21 protein-coding genes, 2 tRNA genes and 3 rRNA genes are annotated in these 20,848 nt (G+C 60.0%); 16 read left to right on the top strand and 10 right to left on the bottom strand.

All coding sequences use genetic code 11. The features are described from left to right. The first annotated feature begins 11 nt into the window (after positions 1-11). From TX72_RS10895 to TX72_RS10905, 3 genes are read left to right on the top strand one after another with little or no spacing between them, the layout of a single operon-like run. The gene (locus TX72_RS10895) at positions 12-1,421 is read left to right on the top strand and encodes a TrkH family potassium uptake protein (RefSeq protein WP_011129023.1); all 1,410 of its coding nucleotides are present in this window, start codon (positions 12-14) and stop codon (positions 1,419-1,421) included. 24 nt (positions 1,422-1,445) lie between these two features. Then, on the top strand, positions 1,446-2,150 hold the full coding sequence (locus tag TX72_RS10900) for a potassium channel family protein (RefSeq protein WP_011129024.1): 705 nt from the start codon (positions 1,446-1,448) through the stop codon (positions 2,148-2,150). A gap of 11 nt (positions 2,151-2,161) precedes the next feature. Next, positions 2,162-3,301: an anhydro-N-acetylmuramic acid kinase gene (locus TX72_RS10905; protein WP_011129025.1), complete on the top strand. Its 1,140-nt coding sequence runs from the start codon at positions 2,162-2,164 to the stop codon at positions 3,299-3,301. Positions 3,302-3,312: 11 nt separating this feature from the next. On the opposite strand, the gene TX72_RS10910 is transcribed toward TX72_RS10905, so the two are convergent. Next, on the bottom strand, positions 3,313-3,597 hold the full coding sequence (locus TX72_RS10910) for a ribbon-helix-helix domain-containing protein (RefSeq protein WP_011129026.1): 285 nt from the start codon (positions 3,595-3,597) through the stop codon (positions 3,313-3,315). A 105-nt stretch (positions 3,598-3,702) separates the two neighbouring features. Between TX72_RS10910 and TX72_RS10915 the strand changes: the two genes are divergently transcribed. Further along, positions 3,703-3,999, top strand: a complete 297-nt coding sequence (locus TX72_RS10915; RefSeq protein WP_011129027.1) for a DUF8682 family protein — start codon at positions 3,703-3,705, stop codon at positions 3,997-3,999. Positions 4,000-4,046: 47 nt separating this feature from the next. Further along, the gene (locus TX72_RS10920; protein WP_042504479.1) at positions 4,047-4,277 is read left to right on the top strand and encodes a DUF8665 family protein; all 231 of its coding nucleotides are present in this window, start codon (positions 4,047-4,049) and stop codon (positions 4,275-4,277) included. Here TX72_RS10920 and TX72_RS10925 read toward each other — a convergent pair. Beyond that, a complete protein-coding gene (locus TX72_RS10925; RefSeq protein WP_011129029.1) occupies positions 4,255-4,437 on the bottom strand; it encodes a hypothetical protein in 183 nt (60 codons plus the stop codon). The two genes, TX72_RS10920 and TX72_RS10925, sit on opposite strands and share 23 nt — an antisense overlap. A gap of 70 nt (positions 4,438-4,507) precedes the next feature. On the opposite strand from TX72_RS10925, the gene TX72_RS10930 reads away from it, so the two are divergent. Both TX72_RS10930 and TX72_RS14535 read left to right on the top strand, forming a co-directional pair. Further along, positions 4,508-6,232, top strand: a complete 1,725-nt coding sequence (locus TX72_RS10930; protein ID WP_042504480.1) for an ABC-F family ATP-binding cassette domain-containing protein — start codon at positions 4,508-4,510, stop codon at positions 6,230-6,232. Positions 6,233-6,351: 119 nt separating this feature from the next. Beyond that, positions 6,352-6,519, top strand: coding sequence for a DUF8642 family protein (locus TX72_RS14535; RefSeq protein ID WP_524902834.1), 168 nt, complete (start codon positions 6,352-6,354; stop codon positions 6,517-6,519). A gap of 21 nt (positions 6,520-6,540) precedes the next feature. Here the strand turns inward: TX72_RS14535 and TX72_RS10935 are convergent, their stop codons facing one another. Continuing rightward, the gene (locus TX72_RS10935; RefSeq protein WP_011129031.1) at positions 6,541-7,665 is read right to left on the bottom strand and encodes a trypsin-like peptidase domain-containing protein; all 1,125 of its coding nucleotides are present in this window, start codon (positions 7,663-7,665) and stop codon (positions 6,541-6,543) included. A 130-nt stretch (positions 7,666-7,795) separates the two neighbouring features. Here TX72_RS10935 and TX72_RS10940 point away from each other — a divergent pair, with 130 nt between their 5' ends. From TX72_RS10940 to TX72_RS10975, 9 genes are all read left to right on the top strand, one after another. Beyond that, positions 7,796-8,053, top strand: coding sequence for a DUF2973 domain-containing protein (locus TX72_RS10940; protein WP_011129032.1), 258 nt, complete (start codon positions 7,796-7,798; stop codon positions 8,051-8,053). A 58-nt stretch (positions 8,054-8,111) separates the two neighbouring features. After that, on the top strand, positions 8,112-8,495 hold the full coding sequence (locus TX72_RS10945) for a DUF8663 family protein (protein ID WP_011129033.1): 384 nt from the start codon (positions 8,112-8,114) through the stop codon (positions 8,493-8,495). A 73-nt stretch (positions 8,496-8,568) separates the two neighbouring features. Continuing rightward, the gene (locus TX72_RS14895; protein WP_263969711.1) at positions 8,569-8,700 is read left to right on the top strand and encodes a hypothetical protein; all 132 of its coding nucleotides are present in this window, start codon (positions 8,569-8,571) and stop codon (positions 8,698-8,700) included. Further along, the gene (gene hrpB / locus TX72_RS10950) at positions 8,697-11,216 is read left to right on the top strand and encodes an ATP-dependent helicase HrpB (RefSeq protein ID WP_011129034.1); all 2,520 of its coding nucleotides are present in this window, start codon (positions 8,697-8,699) and stop codon (positions 11,214-11,216) included. Before TX72_RS14895 ends, hrpB begins: the two co-directional genes overlap by 4 nt. 83 nt (positions 11,217-11,299) lie before the next feature. After that, positions 11,300-11,440 (top strand): CAB/ELIP/HLIP family chlorophyll-binding protein, encoded by a 141-nt coding sequence (locus TX72_RS10955; RefSeq protein WP_011129035.1) that lies wholly within the window; start codon positions 11,300-11,302, stop codon positions 11,438-11,440. An 81-nt stretch (positions 11,441-11,521) separates the two neighbouring features. Next, positions 11,522-11,722: a hypothetical protein gene (locus TX72_RS14280; RefSeq protein ID WP_042503896.1), complete on the top strand. Its 201-nt coding sequence runs from the start codon at positions 11,522-11,524 to the stop codon at positions 11,720-11,722. After that, complete coding sequence (xseA, locus tag TX72_RS10965) at positions 11,712-12,875, top strand: exodeoxyribonuclease VII large subunit (protein ID WP_011129036.1); 1,164 nt, start codon at positions 11,712-11,714, stop codon at positions 12,873-12,875. Before TX72_RS14280 ends, xseA begins: the two co-directional genes overlap by 11 nt. Next, complete coding sequence (gene xseB / locus TX72_RS10970) at positions 12,872-13,132, top strand: exodeoxyribonuclease VII small subunit (RefSeq protein WP_011129037.1); 261 nt, start codon at positions 12,872-12,874, stop codon at positions 13,130-13,132. The genes xseA and xseB overlap by 4 nt, the downstream gene beginning before the upstream one ends. Beyond that, positions 13,125-13,478 (top strand): DUF2834 domain-containing protein, encoded by a 354-nt coding sequence (locus tag TX72_RS10975; protein ID WP_011129038.1) that lies wholly within the window; start codon positions 13,125-13,127, stop codon positions 13,476-13,478. The genes xseB and TX72_RS10975 overlap by 8 nt, the downstream gene beginning before the upstream one ends. On the opposite strand, the gene TX72_RS10980 is transcribed toward TX72_RS10975, so the two are convergent. The 7 genes from TX72_RS10980 to TX72_RS11010 form a co-directional block, all read right to left on the bottom strand. Then, positions 13,454-13,801: a hypothetical protein gene (locus tag TX72_RS10980; RefSeq protein ID WP_011129039.1), complete on the bottom strand. Its 348-nt coding sequence runs from the start codon at positions 13,799-13,801 to the stop codon at positions 13,454-13,456. The two genes, TX72_RS10975 and TX72_RS10980, sit on opposite strands and share 25 nt — an antisense overlap. Positions 13,802-13,859: 58 nt before the next feature. After that, positions 13,860-14,789: a YihY/virulence factor BrkB family protein gene (locus TX72_RS10985; protein ID WP_011129040.1), complete on the bottom strand. Its 930-nt coding sequence runs from the start codon at positions 14,787-14,789 to the stop codon at positions 13,860-13,862. A gap of 171 nt (positions 14,790-14,960) precedes the next feature. Then, positions 14,961-15,077: ribosomal RNA gene (rrf, locus tag TX72_RS10990) — 5S ribosomal RNA — on the bottom strand. Between the two features lie 109 nt (positions 15,078-15,186). After that, positions 15,187-18,051, bottom strand: a 23S ribosomal RNA gene (locus TX72_RS10995). Between the two features lie 464 nt (positions 18,052-18,515). Beyond that, positions 18,516-18,588, bottom strand: a tRNA-Ala gene (locus TX72_RS11000). A 9-nt stretch (positions 18,589-18,597) separates the two neighbouring features. Continuing rightward, positions 18,598-18,671: transfer RNA gene (locus TX72_RS11005), tRNA-Ile, on the bottom strand. 187 nt (positions 18,672-18,858) lie between these two features. Continuing rightward, positions 18,859-20,342 (bottom strand): 16S ribosomal RNA (locus TX72_RS11010). Together the 16S, 23S and 5S rRNA genes with 2 tRNA genes alongside form the textbook arrangement of a ribosomal RNA operon. Positions 20,343-20,848 lie beyond the last annotated feature (506 nt).

Raw genomic sequence — 20,848 nt, forward strand, 5'->3', positions numbered from 1 at the left:
TCGTCAGCTCCGTGCCCCTCCGCCAGGCGATCGAGCGCAGCCAGGGCTGGCACCGGCGACTCACCGTGCCCCAGTTCACCGTGGTCACCGGCCTGCTGGTGATTCTGCTGGGCACGCTGTTGTTGGCCACACCGCTGTGTTCCAGCAGCAAGGTGGGGCTCTGGGAAGCCCTGTTCACCGCCACATCAGCGATCACGGTGACCGGCCTGTCGATCATTGATGTCGGAGCCGATCTCACCACAGCCGGGCAACTGGTGCTGGCGATGATGATCCTGGCGGGAGGCCTGGGACTGATGGCCATCACCACCTTTCTCCAGGGGTTCGTGGTGAAGGGCACCGGTCTGCGGCGCCGACTGGACCGGGGCCAGACCCTCGATGAATTCGGCGTCGGCGGAGTTGGCAGCACATTCCGGGGTATTGCTGCGACGGCGGCACTGGTGATCCTGGTGGGTGCGCTGGTGCTTTACGGCTTCGGGTTCAGCGACATCCCTGACCGAGGCGAACGCCTGTGGGCCTCGGTCTTCCACAGCATCTCGGCCTACAACAACGCTGGCTTCGGACTCTGGTCCGACAGCCTTGAGCGTTACCACGACAACGTTCTGGTCAACGCCGTTGTGATGGTGCTGATCGTGATGGGGGGACTGGGCTGGCGGGTCACCAGTGATCTCGCCAGTCAAGGGGTCCGCCGCGGCAGGCGGCGGCTCAGCCTTCACACCCGGCTGGTGTTGCGCACCACGCTGCTGCTGGTGGTGTTCGGCACCCTTGGCCTTGCCCTGACGGAATGGCTCAACCGCGGCGAGGTGTTCATCGGGATGGCCTGGCGAGAACGCTGGATGACCGCCCTGTTCGAATCGGTCACCGCCCGAACGGCCGGTTTCACCACGGTGCCCTTCTCACTGGAGAACATCACCGATTCAGGCACCCTGCTGCTGATGGCGCTGATGTTCATCGGTGCCAGCCCGGGGGGGACAGGCGGTGGCATCAAGACCACCACCGTGGCCGCCCTGATGGCAGCGACACGATCCACCATGCGCGGTCGCGATGCGGTGGTGATCCGCAACCGCGAAATCCCGGACAAGGTTGTGCTGAGGGCCCTGGGTATCACGGTGGCGTCACTGCTGTTTGTTCTGGCGATGGCGCTATTGCTGAGCATCGCCAGCAACCTCAATGGTGCAGAACCCTTCACATTTCTGGAGATGCTGTTCACCTGCATCTCGGCCTTTGCCACCGTCGGCCTCGATCTTGGGGTCACGGAGCAGCTGGGACGCTTCGGCCAGGCTGTGCTGATGCTGGGGATGTTTGTGGGGCGGCTTGGGATTCTGTTGCTACTGAGCGCCATCTGGGAAGTCATGACCCGGGAACAGATCCACATCCATCGCCAGAATCGGATTGGTTATCCCCGTGAGGACCTCTATGTCTGACCGCCGTCTTTGGGATCACCAGCGATGAGGGAGTGGTGGCAATGGAGCCCGCTCCAGGGCAGCGAGCGGCTGGGCTTCGCCGTCGTCGGGGTTGGTCGTTTCGGGATCGCCGTCTGCCGGGAACTGCTCCAGAACGGGGCGGAGGTGCTGGCGGTGGACCGCTCGGAACGGGCCGTGGATGAACTGCGTCAGCTGGAGCCAACCGTGGAAGCCCGGGTGGTGGATTGCACCGATGAGGAATCGCTGCGAGAAGCCGGTGTGCTGGACATGGGCACGGTGGTGGTGGCCATGAGTGAACCGATTGAGGCCAGCATCACAGCAACCCTGATCGCCAAGGACAGTGAGGGCACCAGGGTCCGTCAGGTGATCGCCCGCGCCACCAGCGAACTGCACGAAAAGATGTTGAAGCGGGTTGGTGCCGACCGGGTGATCTTTCCCTCCCGCATGCAGGGAGAACGACTGGGCCTTGAGCTGGTGCGCCCCAACCTGATGGAGCGTCTGGCCCTGGATGAAAAGCACTGCATTGAGGAGATCAAGGTGCCGGAGCCATTCATGGGGCGCTCACTGCGTGATCTGAATCTGCGCAAGAACTTCCGGGTGAATGTGCTGGCAGCGGGCCCCCAGAGCAACCTCACGGTGAACCCCCCGGCCTCCCATGTGCTGGAGGAGGGCCATCTGCTGGTGGTGATGGGCCTGGTGGATGACCTGCAGCGGTTGCCCAAAACCTGACGGTCACCCCCATGCTCTGCCTCGGCCTGATGAGTGGCACCAGTGCCGACGGCGTCGATGCGGTGTTGGCTCGCTTCCAGGGTGCTCCCGATCGTCCTGAGTGGCAGCTGCTGAGCCATCACCACAGCCCTTACCCAGCTGCACTTCGGGACGAGCTGGTGCGAATCGGCCAGGGAGAAGCACGACCGGCCGCGGCCCTGCTGGATCTGGCGGAGGCGGTGACCGAACATCAGGCGCTGGCGGCTCGCGGCGCCGACCCCGATCAGCGCGCGAGCCTGATCGGTTGCCATGGCCAGACCCTCTGGCATCGCCCACCCAGCAGCGACAAGCGCGGCGCCAGCTGGCAGTTGCTGCTGGCTCCGCTGCTGGCCCAGCTCTTGGCACGGCCGGTGGTGCACGATTTCCGCGCCACCGACCTGGCCCTGGGAGGTCAGGGGGCGCCCCTGGTGCCCAGGGCCGATGCTGCCCTGATCGGGCCTGGGGACGGCTGGCGGGGGGTGCTCAACCTGGGGGGGATTGCCAACCTCACCCTGATCCCACCGCGCTGGGGACCGCAGAAGCAGGAATCGGTCCTGGGCTGGGACTGTGGACCAGCGAACAGCCTGATCGATCTGGCGATGGAGCAGTTCAGCGATGGCCAGCAGCTGTTTGATCGCGACGGTGCCATGGCCGCAGCAGGGCGTTGCGACGACGGCATGATTCAACGTTGGTTGCGGGAGCCCTACTTCCAGCTCAGCCCGCCGAAGTCAACTGGGCGGGAATGCTTCGGCCAAGAGGATCTCAGACGTCGCCTGCAGGAGCTGGAATCGGTTGAGAGGGCCGATGCGGTGGCCACCCTCACCGGCTTCACCGCGGCGGTGGTGGCTCAGGATCTTGACCGATTGCGGGCGGACAGAAGCATCCACCTTCTGGAGCTGCTGGTGGCCGGCGGCGGCTGCCGCAATCCAGTTCTGATGAGCGAACTCCAACGTCGCTGCCGGGGACTGGCCGTCCGGGCCAGCGATCAGATTGGATTGGCGGCGGAGGCAAGGGAAGCGCTCGTCTTTGCGCTGCTGGCCTGGTGGCATCACCGCGGCCACCCAGGCAATGCTCCCGCCATCACAGGCGCAACGCGGGAAGCATGCCTCGGCGTCAGGGTTGCCCCCGCTTGATTAGGGCTGTTTCAGGGACGGTGCAGGCGCAACCGCCTTGGAGCGCCCCGCAGACGACGGGGTTGCTGCGACTCAAGGGCGGAGCGCAACCGCTCTTCCCTTGAGGGCAGCGGCGCCTCAGCACTCTGTTCATGCCTCTGGACTCCCTGCTGGATCAGCACCCGCGCCATGTTGCTGACCGTGCGTGACTCCTGATCAGCCAAGGCCGTCAAACGGGCACAGAGATCCTCTGGCAGGACCACCTGAATCCGCGGGGATTTGGGCTTCCCGCTGGAGGACGTCTGACGGGTGGGCACAACCGGATCTCCAGGGGGAGTCTCAGCTACCCGAAAGTGTACAGAGGTGGGCAAGGGTAGTATCCATGACTATGGTGGGGGCATCGGTCCTCCTCGGAGTGCCCCATGCCCGAATCCACAACGACCACCCAGCGCCGCAGCCGGCGCACCACGGGGCGTCGCCGCCCTCAGCGCACCCCTGAAAACAGCGACGTGCTGGTGTCCGCTGTGATCAGCACGTATCTGCTCACTCACCTGCACCACGTGTTGCAACGGGCTGAATACGGTGCCGCCCAGGAGGGCAGAAATTCCCAGGCCGCCAACTACGCCCAACTGCGCAAGGTGCTTTGCATGGATGCCCGCAGCATGGAAGACGCCTCCGCCCTTGGACAACGGGAAGATGTGCTGGACCAGGCAGCCTGACGATTGTCGAGCGACTGAATAGCGTTCCAGCAGCCGCATCAATGACCATGGCCGGCCATGCCGCCGCTCTCTACGAGCGCATCCGCAGCAACCCAGAACAGACCCAGGCCTTATTCCGGCAGGCGCTGCAGGATCCCTCCGGTGCCATGGCCTCCATCTGCCAATTCGGAGAAGACCAGGGACTCCCTGTCACCCCGGATGAAGTCAGACAGCATCTGGCCAGCCTCGATGACGAGGCCAGCCCTCGCTGGGTCGTCAAGGCACGCGGCGGGCTGTAAGCAGCTTGTTCTCCACGATCCGCTCGCCGGACACCTGCCCTGATGTCGGCCTGCGGCGCTCGTAACCGCCGCCACCGGCCCAGCTGAAGAACAACAAATAACTCACGATGGCCAGACCGGCGGCCACCACAACCGCTGCCAGCTGCTCCAGTTTCAGCACGGCCTGACTCCCAGGTGTCCCATTCACCAGTCTGCCGGCAGGGATGATGGAAACTCAATGCTCCCGGCCGGTGCTGCGACTCGAAAACGTCAGCAAGATTTATCCGACCGGGGAGGTGCTGCGCAACGTCACCTGGGAGGTCAAGCCAGGGGATCGCATCGGCCTGGTCGGCGTCAATGGTGCCGGCAAGTCGACCCAGATGCGCCTGATCGCCGGGCAGGAGGAACCCAGCAGCGGCCAGGTGGTGCGTCAGGGAGATCCGCGAATCGCCTTTCTGCAGCAGGAATTTGACGTCAATCCTGAGCGCAGCGTGCGCGAGGAACTGTTTCAGGCCTTCGGGGAAGCCGCCGTTGTTCTGAACCGCCAGCGGGAGGTGGAGGAAGCGATGGCCTCCGACAAGGCAGCCGAGGATCCTGACCACCTCGATCAGCTCATCCATGAGCTGGGAAGGCTGCAAACCCGGTTTGAGGCGCTGCACGGCTACGAGCTGGATGCTCGAATCGACAAGCTCCTGCCGACGATCGGCTTCACGCCTGAAGGCGCAGAACAACTGGTCAGCGACTACTCCGGCGGCTGGCAGATGCGCATCGCCCTGGGGAAGATCCTTTTGCAGGACCCAGACCTCCTGCTGCTGGATGAGCCCACCAACCACCTGGATGTCGAGACGATCCAATGGCTGGAGGGTTACCTGGTGGAGCAGACCGCTGCCCTGGTGGTGATCAGTCACGACCGCACCTTCCTGGATCGGGTCTGCAACCAGATCGTGTCCACCGAACGCGGCATCTCCCGCAGCTATCTGGGCAACTACACCGCCCACCTCGAACAGAAACAACTGGAACAGGAGGCCACCCAGGCCGCCTTCGAACGCCAGCAGAAGGAGATCGCCACCCAGCAGGCCTACATCGATCGCTTCCGCGCCAGCGCTACCCGCAGCACCCAGGCCAAAAGCCGCGAGAAACAGCTGGACAAAGTGGAGCTGGTAGAGGCTCCGATCGAATCGGTCTCAGGCCCCAGCTTTCGCTTCCCACCGGCCCCCCGCTCCGGGGCGCAGGTGGCGGTGATCGACAACCTCTGCCACAGCTATGGGGAAAAGATCCTGTTCCTCGGCGCTGAACTGGAGGTGGAGCGCGGCGATCGGATTGCCTTCGTTGGCCCCAATGGAGCCGGAAAATCCACCCTGCTACGCCTGGTGATGGGGACCGAAACCCCTGACGAGGGCAGCGCGCGACTTGGGGAACACAACGTGGTGGCCCGCTATTTCGAACAGAACCAGGCCGAAGCCCTTGACCTGAGCAAAACCGTCATCGACACGATGTTCGAAGCGGTGCCCGACTGGACGCAAACGCAGGTGCGCTCCCTGCTCGGCAATTTCTGCTTCAGCAACGATTCCGTGTTCAAGGAGGTGGGCAAGCTGAGCGGTGGCGAGAAGGCTCGTCTGGCCCTTGCCCTGATGCTGCTGAGCCCCTGCAACCTGCTGGTGCTGGACGAGCCCACCAACCATCTGGACATTCCGGCCAAACAGATGCTGGAGGACGCGCTCCGTGAGTTCGAAGGAGCTGTGCTGGTGGTCTCCCACGACCGCTACTTCATCTCCAGAGTTGCCAACCGGATCGTGGAATTGCGCGACGGCGAACTGGTGCTCTACCGCGGCGATTACGCCTATTACCTCGAGAAAAAAGAGGAGGAAAGGGTTGAAGAACGGGAGAAACATCTGGCTGCGGAGCAGGAGGTCAAACGCAAGGCCAACCGGGACAAGCAAAAAGCACGCCAGGAGCGCCGCAAAAAAGCCGCCTGACCAGCGTCCTGGCCAAATCGGGGGAAACTTCACAGACCCTTAGGCAGGACAACTCATTTCGCTTTACCCAGCCATTACGTGTGCATAGGCTGACAAAACCGATCCCCGCCGCGATGACAATGGTCTCCCGCCCCAGCAGCCAAGGCCATGCCGCGAATGGGGGCGCCCCCCATGAGCAGACCTGGGACGCCGTAGAGACCTACTTCGAGTGCATCACCACCTGCTCCCTCGATGACGGGGAATGCATCACCCGCTGCGTTGATCAACTGCGGGACGACGACGCCTGAGCGCAGCACGACAGCAACGACTTAAGCGGCGAGATCCATGGGCGTCAGCGACACCGTGAGCGTTGTCTCGCCCCGCTTGATCGACAGGGTCAGCTGCCGTCCAACACCATTGCGTTCGACGGTGGCCACCACCTGGGTGGGGCTGGCTGTGGCCACACCATTGATGGCAGTGATCACGTCACCCGGCTTCAGGCCAGCGCCGGCCGCGGGAGCACCGGGCTGAACGGAACGGATCACCGGGCCCAGAGGGCCAGCTGCCAAGCCAACGCCGATCACGGGATGACTGGCTCGCCCCTTGTTGACCAGTTGCTGGGCGATGCTGCGGGCCCGGTTGATCGGAATGGCAAAGCCGAGGCCAGCCCCGGGCCCCGAGCGGACCAGGGTGTTGATGCCGATCACCTCACCCTCCGCATTGAGCAGCGGACCGCCGGAGTTGCCGGGGTTGATCGCGGCATCGGTCTGGATCAGATCCAAGCGCTTTCCGGAAATCCCCAGCTGGGCCACATTCCGGTTGAGATTGCTGATGATGCCCATGGTCACAGTGTTTTCCAATCCGTAGGGATTGCCAACGGCAATCGCCCAGTCTCCGACCTTCAATCGATCGGAATCCCCCAGGGCGGCGATAGGCCAAGGCCCCTTGCCCTCCAGCCGCACCACGGCCAGGTCCGTGAGACTGTCCTTTCCGATCACCTTGGCTTCAACGCTCCGCCCGTCGGTGAGCTCCACCTGAAGCGTGTCAGCCCCCTCCACGACGTGGGCATTGGTGAGCAGCAGCCCCTCGGCATCGAAGATCACACCGCTCCCCTGACCGCGTTGCACCCTGGAACGTGGGGCTGAAGCCCCAGGCACACCAAAGAAATGGCGGAAGAGTGGATCCATCAGCAGTCCCTTCGGCAGGCCCGTCATGCCTGAACTGGTAACCGTTCGAGCCGTTTCCAGCGTGACCACCGCCGGACCGCTGCGCTCCACAGCCGCCGCAACGAAGGACTGGCGGGACAAGCCTGAAGGGGCGGATATGGACTGGGCGCGTGATGCCAAAGGCAGCCATCCCTGAACAGTCACAGCACCAAGAACAGCTCCCCCGAGCAGCAACGAGGCAAAGGCGGACATGGTCTTGGCAGGGGGAATCGACGTCACGGATGTCATGGATGCCGCTCTGACCGTAGGAAGTGTTTTGGGCTGCCAACAAGCCCCGAAACGGTCAGAGCTGTGACCAGGTGCAACCACCTCCGCCCTCGGCCCGTCAGGATGAGTGTGCTGGACGTGCCGGCTCACGATGCTCAGTTCCCTTTTTCCTCTGCTCTACGGCACGCTTTTTGTGGCCCTGCTCTGGCAAGCCTTCCGGGTGATGGGAAAAGGCTTCCGCGCCGCCAGTGGACCGATTGCGGAACCAAACGATCGGACGGGCCGCGTCACCGTGCACCCTGAGCTCTTGGACAACGAGGGCAAAATCACCGATGAAGCCTTGTTGACAGTGCGCTTCAGTGGCGACGATGACTCCCAGGAGGAAGCTCCCGGACCTGACGCTGAATAAGTTGGGATATTGATGCCCGAATGGGGTATCAACCAGGAAACGATCAGGGGACGTCCGAGTGGATCAGAAAACACGCATCGTTGCTGCCGTCATCAAAGGGGTGAAGTTGCCTCCCCGTTTCAGGTTGCGCCTGCTGAAGGAAGACCCCGTGCGGTTGGAGCTGAGCCTCACCCCCGCCTACGGCAAAGACCCGGTGACGGTGGGATTGGTGGAGTCACTCGACCTGGTGGCCCGACGCGACCGCGAGGGGCGAATCCCTCGGGACCTGCAGGGGACCTGGGACTGGACCGTCCGTCATGGAAAGGTGAGCACCGGGGGCTGGAACCCTTATCTGAAGGAGGCCCTGCAGACGATGTTTGAAACCGGCCTGCCCGCCATTGTTTTCGAAGAATTGACCGGCGAGGAATACCACCCCGTTGATGGAACCCGGCACGTGCGCTGAGGCACCCAGGCGACCCGGATGTGAAGCCGTGCGAACGGCGACAGCAGAAGCGCTCAAGCCGAGCTAAGACGGAATGGCTTCGGCCTTTAAGGTTTTCTTCATGGCCAATCTCACGATGTCCATGGGCCCATTGGTCCGGCTCCTGACCGCCCTTGGCGCCATCAGCAGCTTGCTGCTGATGGCGGTGCTCAACCTTTTGCGTTGACGCTCAAACCCAGGCAGGACGCCTATCCGATCGATGCGCTCCTGCCTGAGCTGTGCGCCCGATTCCAGCCAGGGCGCACGTTGTTGCTCCAAGCTCCGCCTGGCGCAGGAAAAACCACCCGGGTTCCGCTTGCCCTGATCGGTGCCCTGGGGGACCAGGTCCGCAGGGACGGGCGGATCTGGATGATTGAACCCCGCCGGCTGGCGGCTCGGGCCGCTGCAGACCGCCTGGCCTCCAGCCTCGAGGAACCGGTTGGACAGCGGATTGGCTTCGCCGTGCGCGGTGAGCAGCGGCGATCCGCCCGAACCCAGGTGGAAGTCATCACCGACGGCCTCTTTCTGCGACGGCTGCAGGCGGATCCCTCTCTGGACGGGGTGAGCTGTGTGCTGTTTGACGAATTTCACGAACGGCGCCGCGATGCCGACCTCGCCTTCGCCCTGCTGCGGGAAGCCGCCGCTTTGCTGCGGCCGGACCTGAGCCTGATGCTAATGTCAGCCACCTTGGACATCGCCGACCTGCGCTCACGGCTGCCCGAGGCCACGCTGCTGACCAGCCAAGGCCGGGCCCACCCTGTCGACACCCTGCACCAACCCCCACGGGCGGACGAACCACTGCCCCAGCAAGTGCTCCGTGCCGTGGAGACCCATGGCCTTGATCTCCCGACAGGCAGTGGAGTGTTGGTGTTTCTGCCTGGACTGGCAGAGATCGAGCGCTGCCGGGAACGGCTGGAGCACGCCGATGCCCTCAGGCACTGGCAGATCTGCCCCCTCCATGGCCAGCTGCCTCTGGAGCGCCAGAGCGATGCGCTGAAACGCTGCCCTGCAAACCGCGACGGCAAGCTGGTGCTGGCCAGTGGTATTGCCGAAAGCTCGGTCACCATTGATGGCGTGCGCCTCGTGATCGACAGCGGCCTGAGCCGGCAGCTGCGCTTCGATCCGAACACCGGCATGGAGGGTCTCGAGACCGTGCCCGCCAGCCTTGCGAGTGCGGATCAACGACGCGGCAGGGCGGGTCGCCAGGGACCTGGCTGCTGCGTCCGGTTGTGGTCGCCAGCCGAGCAACAACGACGCCCATCCTTCAGCCCACCGGAACTGCTGCTGGCGGACCCCCAACCGGTGGTGATGGAGCTGGCGGGATGGGGCGCAGGGCTGGGGGATGCGCTTCCCTGGCTGGATCCACCACCCCAAGCGGCCCTGCGGGAGGGGCAAGGGGAGCTGAAAAGCCTCGGCATCCTTGACAGAGACGGCCGATTAACCGCCATCGGCCTTCAGCTGACGCAGCTGGGGGTCCACCCACGCCTTGGTCTGCTGATGGTGGAAGCTCAGCGCCATGGCCGCAGCCGGCTTGGCTGCGATCTGGCCGCCCTCCTGAGTGACCGGGATCCCCTGTCTGCAGCGGAGGTGGGCTGCGACCTTGAAGCCCGCCTCGAGGCCATGGGCGAGCAGAAGCGTTGCAAACCCCTACGGGAGCTGAGCCGTCAACTGGAGCGGCAACTGGAACGCCTGGGGATCGATCCCGATGCCGAGGGCACGGGCATCGACAGCGCCCAGTTGATCCTCACCGCCTTCCCAAAATGGCTCGCTTTACAACGGCCCGGACAAACGGGGCGCTACCGACTGCGCCAGGGTCGTGGGGCCATCCTTCGTCCAACAGACCCCCTTGCCGGCTCTGAGGCCCTGGCGGTGGCCAGGCTGGACATGGGCCAACGGGACACCAGGATCCAGCTGGCGGTGCCCCTCAGCCGTCAACGGGTGGAGCAGCTGGCCCTGCAGCAAGGGGAATGGCTGGATCAGGTCAGCTGGGATGACAAATCAGAGCGGATTCGAGCCGAACGTCAGCTGAAGCTGGGGGCGCTGGTGCTTCGCCAGGAGGCGCAACCGGCTCCACCGGCCGAGCAGTGCCGAGATCTTCTGCTCGGCCGCTTCAGGGAATCCGGCCGGCTGGAGCTGCTGCCCTGGTCAGACAGCTGTGAACAACTGCGTCGACGTCTGGCGCTGGCGCACCGCCACCGAGGGTCTCCATGGCCGAACCGGGATCGCATCCCACTGATTGAGCATCCCGAGCAGTGGCTGGGGCCCTGCCTGGAGGGCTGTCTCAGCTGGCGAGACCTGGATGAACTCAGCCTGCAGGAGGCCCTCTGGGGTGAGCTGAGCTGGGAGCATCGCCAGCAGCTGAATCGGCTGCTGCCCCTGCGTTTGAGCATCCCCTCCGGCCGGGAAGCAACGCTCCGCTACGAGGATGAGGAGGTAGTGCTTGCTGTGAAATTGCAAGAGATGTTCGGCTGCCAGGAAGGGCCGACCGTTCTTGACAACCGGCTGGCGGTGACCGTCGAATTGCTCTCTCCTGCCGGTCGTCCTCTGCAACGGACCCGCGATCTCAGAGGCTTCTGGCAGGGCAGCTACAACGACGTACGCCGCGAGATGCGCGGCCGCTATCCCAAACATCCCTGGCCCGACAACCCGCTCGAGGCGATCGCAACAGCCTTCACCAAGCGACGATCCGATACCAGGGAATGAACGCGTCCGAGTGTCGTCGCAAGCACTGGCAACAAAAGTCCAACCTTTGTTACATTTAGCGAAACCACAACCGGTTCACCCCCATGTCTGACAACGCACGCTTCGGCTTCGTCAACTTCGCTGAAACCTGGAATGGCCGACTGGCCATGATGGGCTTCGTCATCGGCCTCGGCACTGAGCTGCTGACCGGCCAAGGCATCCTGTCCCAGATCGGCCTCGGCTGATCCATCGCGATCTAAAAAAGCCCCTTCGGCCTGGCCGGAGGGGTTTTTGCTGTCTGCTCATCCGCTCGCTGATGGTCCACAGTGGACCTCCACGAACCAACAGCCTTGGCACCGCTTTACGTTCAGAACCGTCGTGATGGCTCCAGGTTGCTGAGCAGTGCCCTGGTTATTTTCACTATCGCCGCAACCCAACTCCACCAGGCCTGGGGAGCAGCCGTGGCCATGATCAGCGCCGTGGTTTGCCTCTACTGGGGTTTCGCCTACCGACGTCTTGAGCGCTGATCGGATCCCCAGCTTTTCCGTCGCGGAACTCAATACCGCCATCGGCAACCTGCTGGAACGGGGCTTTGCTCCGCGCTTCCTGGTTGAAGCGACCGTCTCCAGGCCCCAGCTCAAAAAAGGCCACCTCTGGCTGACCCTGACCGATGGGGAGGCAAGCATCTCTGCGGTGGCGTGGGCATCTCAGCTGCGGCAACTCCGTTATCGCCCGGAAGACGGCGACGGGGTGACCGTGGTCGGCAAGCTGAATTTCTGGGCGGCACGAGCCAGTCTCAACGTCCAAGTGCTGGACATCCGCCCCAGCCTGAGCACCGTGCTGCGGCAGTTCGAACTGGTGCGTCGCCGGCTGGAGGAGGCGGGGTTGCTCGACATCACCCGCCGGCGACCGCTTCCAAGGCAACCAAGAACACTGGCGGTCTTGACCAGCGTTCCCAGCTCCGCCTTGGCGGACATGCTTCGTACCGCCTCCGAACGTTGGCCGATGACACGCCTGCTGGTGGTGCCGATCCCTGTTCAAGGCAGCGTGGCAGCGCGAATCCGAGAGGTGCTGGGTCGCCTTGCCGAAGAAGCGAGCGCGCTGGGATTGGACGCCCTGGTGCTGGCCCGCGGCGGCGGCAGCCGCGAAGATTTGGCTGTCTTCGATGACGAAGATCTCTGCCGTGATCTGGCGGCCTTTCCGGTCCCCGTTGTGACGGGGCTCGGCCATGAGGATGACCTGACCGTGGCCGACCTGGTAGCGGATCATCGGGCCGCCACCCCGACCGCCGCCATCGTGGCTCTGCTACCGGATCGGCATGTGGCGCTGCGAGAGCTGCAGCAGCAGCGCCAACGGCTGCGGGAGCTGCGGAGCCGCTGGCTGGAACGCCAGCATCAACGCCTGTTGGATCGTCGCCAGGCACTGGCCCTGCTTACACCGCAACGACGGCTTCAACAACTGCGGCAGCAGCTGGAACAGCGCCGCGCCCTGCTGAGGGCCCTCTCGCCGCAGCGCTGGCTGAAGCAGGGGCTTGCCCTCGTCAGCAATGGCCAGGGCATGACCATCGATGGCGTGAAAGGTGTGCGCAAGAAGGACACACTGACCCTCAGCTTCCACGACGGCAGCATCGAAACCGTGGTGACCCAGGTGCGTCCACAAAACTCGTCTTCAACGCCATGAGCCAACCCAACGACCTGCAAGCCCAGATCGAAACCTGGCGCGAGGATGCCGCAGGCCTCAGCTACGAAGAAGCTCTGCAAGCCCTCGATCTGCTGCTGGCTGAGCTACAAAGCGACACGGTTCCACTGGCTGAGCTGCAGCAGCGTGTAGCGCATGGTGAGGTGTACCTCGACCACTGCGAATCACTGCTGAAGTCTGTGGAACGTGCCGTCGACACCCTCGACCCCGACAGCCTTGAACCAACCACTGATGCGTAAAGCTCTCCCCTGGATTTACCTGGCCCTGGCCGTACTGGGCGCTGTTCTGCCCTGGAAAGCAAACCTGGAGTTCATCGCGGAGAGCGGCGGCCAGGCCTTCGACCTGGCGCGGTTTGTGGCCGATGCCTCCAGCACGGCAGCAGCTCGGTCCCTCAGCGCGGATTTGTTGATCGGGGCTACCGCTGTGACGATCTGGATCTGTGTGGAAGGACCACGACAGAAGATCAAAGGCTGGTGGCTGGCGATCCCCCTCAGCTTTGGCGTTGCCTTCGCCTGCGCAGCTCCGTTTTTCCTGTTTCTGCGCGAACGTCAATTGCAGGCTCAGGAATCCGAGTTGACCTCCTGAGCCGTCACGTCGATGGTGACATCGCTGGCGGGAACAGCATCGTTGGCTGAAGCCGACGCAGTTGAACCCACAGGCATGGATATGCCACAGGCGGGGCATCGCTCAACACCCTTGACACTGGCGGTTCCGCAGGCTGGACACGTGACCATGCGCGACTGAAGAACCTTCCATCCGATCCAGCCAAGCCCCGTCAAGAGCAGAGGGAGCGCCAGCAGCACCAATGCCACCCCACCTACAAGATCCAGCAGGACGCGCCCAGCGGCTGTTGGCAACAGCAGCAGTAACAGAACGGCGAACCAAAGCAATGCTGGTGGACGATTCATCAATCAGGCAGACAGGGCTGTTCAGATCAAATCCAGCTTCGCAAAGTCGGCCTAAAGATCAAGCAGATGTGAGGTTCGGTTGTCCTTGAGCAGGCTGACGCAATCGAAGGCTCAATTCAACACTCCAACATTGGCCAAAATACAAAATCAATCCCACCAGCCAGACCCATAGCGTTAAGACCAAAACACCGCCAATCACGCCATAGGCCTGGTAGCGATTACCCAGTGAAATGATACTGAGACTGAGAACACTGTTCAGGATCGTGAGACTGAATCCGATCAACAAAGAGCCGGGGATCAGTGGCCTCAATGGAACGCGACGGCTAGGAAGAACGCGCTGAAGCAAAAGCGCCAACAACGACAGAAACAGGGTTGGAACAAGGATCTGTCCCAGCCGTGTCACTGGACCCGTCCGCAGCACCAGTGACAACTCCGGCGCGAATTGCTGAAGGGTGGCAAGCAATTCATCCGGCAGCTGGCGAAAGCCCACCACGACCTGCTCTACCAGGAGCAAGGATGCCAGCAACAACACAATCATGAAGGCTTCAAGACGACTACGGATGAACTGAATCGCCTGAAAAGAGAACGATTGTGACTGCGTTGGGGATGGCATCCACTCCTCCCACAATCGATCAGCTCCACGCTGAAGTGTCAAAAATGCATTGCTCGCGGTGACCAGAAGAACAACAACACCGAACAAGCCTGCTCCGAAACCTTGGTCCACAAGGCCGCGCAATGTGGTTTCCACCAGGTCGAGCGCTGAAGGAGGCAGAACAGGCGACAGACTGGAAAAGAGATAGTCGAGGCTGTCAGCCTTGCCGATGACGTTGGCAAAGACAGACAGCGCAATCAACAGCAACGGAAAAATTGACTGAAGCGTGAAATATGCGAACGCAGCACTGAGATCAACACATTCATGACTCACCCATCGTTGACCCGCTCGCCAGAGGCTGACGACAATCCAGCGGATACGAGCGCGTCGACGCACGGTGAATTCTTCACTTATGAGAACGTTAACACCAGCGACTCACTAAAAAACTGGTGAACGAAGAGCAAAGCAAAGCACAAAAAAACCACCTCATAGTGAGGTGGTTTCTTCGTGGGGGTGGATGTTGGCCGCAACGGCTCAATCATCAACTCCCGTATTGAGGAATGTTTTACCTGGCATTGAGCTATTTTCTCAGGGGGCTACCCCCCAAATATCGTCGCCGCTGATGCGTTTCACAACCGAGTTCGAGATGGATCGAAGTGGGACCACACCGCCATGAACACCAGGATAAAAATCATTCCCAAGGTGTGAACCCTGAGAACTGCATAGGATCTGCAACCGTAGTTGCGCGTCTGAATCAAACAAAGAATGTTGTCTTAAGGCAAGAACCAAAATGTTGGTCAAGCCCTCGGTCTATTAGTACTCCTCTGCTGCATCCATTACTGGACTTCCACATAGAGCCTATCAACGGGTGTTCTCCCCGTGACCTTACTGGGTTACCCCATGGGAACACTCATCTTGAGGTGGGCTTCCCACTTAGATGCTTTCAGCGGTTATCCACTCCGCACATGGCTACCCAGCGTTTACCGTTGGCACGATAACTGGTACACCAGAGGTGCGTTCCTCCCGGTCCTCTCGTACTAGGGAGAAATCCTCTCAATGTTCCTACGCGTACACCGGATATGGACCGAACTGTCTCACGACGTTCTGAACCCAGCTCGCGTACCGCTTTAATGGGCGAACAGCCCAACCCTTGGGACCGACTTCAGCCCCAGGTTGCGATGAGCCGACATCGAGGTGCCAAACCTCCCCGTCGATGTGAACTCTTGGGGGAGATCAGCCTGTTATCCCTAGAGTAACTTTTATCCGTTGAGCGACGGCCCTTCCACTCAGAACCGTCGGATCACTAAAGCCGACTTTCGTCCCTGTTCGACTTGTGGGTCTCACAGTCAAGCTCCCTTCTGCTTTTGCACTCGTCAGCTGATTTCCAACCAGCCTGAGGGAACCTTTGCGCGCCTCCGTTACCTTTTAGGAGGCGACCGCCCCAGTCAAACTGCCCACCTGATACTGTCCGCTCCCCGGATAACGGGTGAACGTTAGAACCCTAGCTCTGAAAGAGTGGTATCTCACCATTGACTCAGTAGCACCCGCAAGCACTACTTCAACGTCTCCCACCTATCCTGCGCATTCAGAGCCCGGGCACAATACCAAGCTACAGTAAAGCTTCATAGGGTCTTTCTGTCCAGGTGTACGTAGTCCGCATCTTCACAGACAATTCTATTTCGCCGAGCCTCTCTCCGAGACAGCAGCCCTGATCGTTACGCCTTTCGTGCGGTCGGAACTTACCCGACAAGGAATTTCGCTACCTTAGGACCGTTATAGTTACGCCGCCGTTCACCGGGGCTTCAGTCGCCAGCTTCGCTTACGCTGACCGGCTTCCTTAACCTTCCGGCACTGGGCAGGCGTCAGCCCCCATACATCGTCTTGCGACTTAGCGGAGACCTGTGTTTTTGGTAAACAGTCGCCAGGGCCTCTTCACTGCGACCACCTTGCGGTGGCACCCCTTCTCCCGAAGTTACGGGGCCATTTTGCCGAGTTCCTTAGAGAGAGTTACCTCGCGCACCTCGGTATTCTCTACCACCCCACCTGTGTCGGTTTCGGGTACTGGCAGTTATGCCTTAACGGGTATAGAGCTTTTCTTGGAAGCATGACGTCACCAACTTCGCTGCCGTAGCAGCTCGTACTCACGCCTTAGCTCGGAACGTTTTCACCGCTCCTCAACGCCTCGAACGCTTGAACCAGTAACCAACATCTGGCTTGGCTAGCCTTCTCCGTCCCTCTTCCCAAAACATAACCGGTACAGGAATGTTGACCTGTTATCCATCGACTACGCCTTTCGGCCTCGCCTTAGGTCCAGACTAACCCTCCGCGGACGAGCCTGCCGGAGGAACCCTTAGGGTTTCGGTGCATGGGATTCTCACCCATGTTTTCGCTACTCAAGCCGACATTCTCACTTCTATGCAGTCCACGCCCGCTCACGCTAACGCTTCGCCCCACATAGAACGCTCCCCTACCATAAATCCGCAGCTTCGGTACAACACTTAGCCCCGTTCATTTTCGGCGCAGGATCCCTCGACCAGTGAGCTATTACGCACTCCTTTGAGGATGGCTGCTTCTAGGCAAACCTCCTGGTTGTCTATGGAATCCCACCTCCTTTATCACTTAGTGTTGATTTGGGGACCTTAGCTGGCGGTCTGGGCTGTTTCCCTCTTGACCATGGAGCTTATCCCCCACAGTCTGACTGCCTGACTACACACAGGGTATTCAGAGTTCATCTCGATTTGGTACCGCTCTCGCAGCCCGCACCGAAATGGTGGCTTTACCCCCCTGCTGGAGCATCAGACGCTACGCCTCAACGTATTTCGGGGAGAACCAGCTAGCTCCGGGTTCGATTGGCATTTCACCCCTAACCACAGCTCATCCGCTGACTTTTCAACGTCAGTCGGTTCGGACCTCCACTTGGTATCACCCAAGCTTCATCCTGGCCATGGTTAGATCACCCGGGTTCGGGTCTATAAACACTGACAAGCGCCCTATTCAGACTCGCTTTCGCTATGGCTCCACCATTTCCGGTTTAACCCGCCAGTGCCTATAAGTCGCCGGCTCATTCTTCAACAGGCACACGGTCACCCTATGAGTAGGGCTCCCATTGCTTGTAGGCTCACGGTTTCATGTTCTATTTCACTCCCCTCCCGGGGTTCTTTTCACCTTTCCCTCGCGGTACTGTTTCGCTATCGGTCACACAGTAGTACTTAGCCTTACGAGGTGGTCCTCGCGGATTCACACGGAATTTCACGTGCTCCGTGCTACTCGGGATACAGCTAGCTCAGTTCAGTTTTCGGTTACGGGGCTTTCACCCTCTGTGGCGTGTCATTCAAACACTTCTCCTAACATCCCTGATACACGTTGCTGTCCCACAACCCCGATACTCGAAAGTATCGGTTTAGGCTCTTCCCCGTTCGCTCGCCGCTACTTAGGGAGTCGTTTTTACTTTCCTTTCCTCCAGCTACTAAGATGTTTCAGTTCGCTGGGTTGGCTCGCGCCAGCCTATGGATTCAGCTGGCCGTACTAGGGGTTGCCCCATTCGGAAATTCCCGGATCAAAGCGTGCTTCCAGCTCCCCGAGACTTATCGCAGGTAACCACGTCCTTCATCGCCTCTGTGTGCCAAGGTATCCGCCGTGAGCCCTTTGTAGCTTGACCAATTAATCTCCTGAACGCTTACCGCCGTTGAAAGCAGATTCTCAAGTTTTAATCATCAACTTTCGCTGATTCCTAAAACAAGATCTAACTCTGATTCGCTCGACACGAATCAAAGAACGCTCAAGAGTCTCGGCTCTTGCTCAAAAGAATTTTCATTGTTCTAGATCCAATCTCCCTTTCAGAAGATCAGATTCAAAACAATGCATCTGTAAGATGCTTTGTTTTTTCCAGACTTACCTATGCAGTTGTCAAGGTTCTGCCAGAACTTCAAATCCAATGACCAATTGCTTGATCACTGAAATCGAGCCCAGCATCTTATCAACCAAATTCAATTAAGTAAACTAACTTACTTCGATTTGGAATGACAGGAAGCTGGGGTCATCCAGCGGACACATCTAAATCACACTTCACAATCGAGTGGTTCTCCATCTTTCAATGCAAAACCGGAGATTGAGTTCGGTCAGTGGAGGTTAGGAGACTCGAACTCCTGACATCCTGCTTGCAAAGCAGGCGCTCTACCAACTGAGCTAAACCCCCAACACCGAATGGGCCATCCTGGACTTGAACCAGGGACCTCACCCTTATCAGGGGTGCGCTCTAACCACCTGAGCTAATGGCCCAGGAAAACTCAACCCTTGTGGGGTGTGACCTAGACAAAGTTTAGGAACTGATCATCTCCACAACACGCATCAACATCTCTGTTAACTCTGTTGCTTCAACGCTGAGGTACCGATCGACCTAAGGTGACAGGATTTCGGCCTAAGAATAAAAGTACTCAGGCATCAAAATCATTGTGTTGTCTCCCTGTTAGGAGGTGATCCATCCGCACCTTCCGGTACGGATACCTTGTTACGACTTCACCCCAGTCATCAGCCCCACCTTCGACGTCCTCCTCCCGAGGGTTGGAGTAACGGCTTCGGGCGTGGCCAACTTCCATGGTGTGACGGGCGGTGTGTACAAGGCCCGGGAACGTATTCACCGCAGTATGCTGACCTGCGATTACTAGCGATTCCTCCTTCACGTAGGCGAGTTGCAGCCTACGATCTGAACTGAGCCACGGTTTATGGGATTTGCTTGTCCTCGCGAACTTGCTGCCCTTTGTCCGTAGCATTGTAGTACGTGTGTAGCCCAGGATGTAAGGGGCATGATGACTTGACGTCATCCACACCTTCCTCCGGTTTATCACCGGCGGTCTCTCTAGAGTGCCCAACTAAATGCTGGCAACTAAAGACGTGGGTTGCGCTCGTTGCGGGACTTAACCCAACATCTCACGACACGAGCTGACGACAGCCATGCACCACCTGTCACTGCGTTCCCGAAGGCACTCTCTCGTTTCCAAGAGATTCGCAGGATGTCAAACCCTGGTAAGGTTCTTCGCGTTGCATCGAATTAAACCACATACTCCACCGCTTGTGCGGGCCCCCGTCAATTCCTTTGAGTTTCACACTTGCGTGCGTACTCCCCAGGCGGAACACTTAACGCGTTGGCTACGACACCGAGGGGGTCGATTCCCCCGACACCTAGTGTTCATCGTTTACGGCCAGGACTACAGGGGTATCTAATCCCTTTCGCTCCCCTGGCTTTCGTCCATGAGCGTCAGTGATGGCCCAGCAGAGCGCCTTCGCCACTGGTGTTCTTCCCGATATCTACGCATTTCACCGCTACACCGGGAATTCCCTCTGCCCCTACCACACTCAAGCCCAACAGTTTCCACTGCCATGATGGAGTTAAGCTCCACTCTTTAACAGCAGACTTGAAGGGCCGCCTGCGGACGCTTTACGCCCAATAATTCCGGATAACGCTTGCCACTCCCGTATTACCGCGGCTGCTGGCACGGAATTAGCCGTGGCTTATTCATCAAGTACCGTCAGATCTTCTTCCTTGATAAAAGAGGTTTACAGCCCAGAGGCCTTCATCCCTCACGCGGCGTTGCTCCGTCAGGCTTTCGCCCATTGCGGAAAATTCCCCACTGCTGCCTCCCGTAGGAGTCTGGGCCGTGTCTCAGTCCCAGTGTGGCTGATCATCCTCTCAGACCAGCTACTGATCGATGCCTTGGTAGGCCTTTACCCCACCAACTAGCTAATCAGACGCGAGCTCATCCTCAGGCGAAATTCATTTCACCTCGCGGCATATGGGGTATTAGCGGTCGTTTCCAACCGTTATCCCCCTCCTGAGGGCAGATTCTCACGCGTTACTCACCCGTCCGCCACTAACCCGAAGGTTCGTTCGACTTGCATGTGTTAAGCACGCCGCCAGCGTTCATCCTGAGCCAGGATCAAACTCTCCGTTGTAGATCAAGTCCTCTTGATAATCTTCATCATCTCAACTTGATTTGCGTCACCCATTACTCAGTAAAACCAGTAACAGTTGAAGCCTCCTTCCCGCTGACACAGAAAGGGTTCTTAAGAGTGCACATCTAGATTTCTCTATCTATGACTTTCCAGGATCTCAGATCCGGTTGTTGCTCCACATTGCGCACACCGGCAACAGAAAGGATCGTGAAAACCTTCCCGTTGCAAGCACAATGCTTCGACGCAACGAAATTTTTTGACGGGACCTCACACCTTCATCGCTTCTTCATTTAGTCCCTCACCTCACCTTGCGGCTCGGTTCAGAACCAAACGCGATGAAAGCGTCAGTTCCTAAACTTTTCAATTGTCCAGGTGCGATCAACTCCCTAACCCCTTCCTTTCAGAAGAGTGGTAACTGATCAACGCGGCCTCTCGCGACCGCTTGAAGAACTTACAACACCGTGGGATCGCTCCCTCTTTGTCTTGTAAGTGAACCAAGACACCTC

The sequence above is a fragment of the Parasynechococcus marenigrum WH 8102 genome (assembly GCF_000195975.1).
In the GTDB taxonomy this organism is placed as follows: Bacteria; Cyanobacteriota; Cyanobacteriia; order PCC-6307; family Cyanobiaceae; genus Parasynechococcus; species Parasynechococcus marisnigri.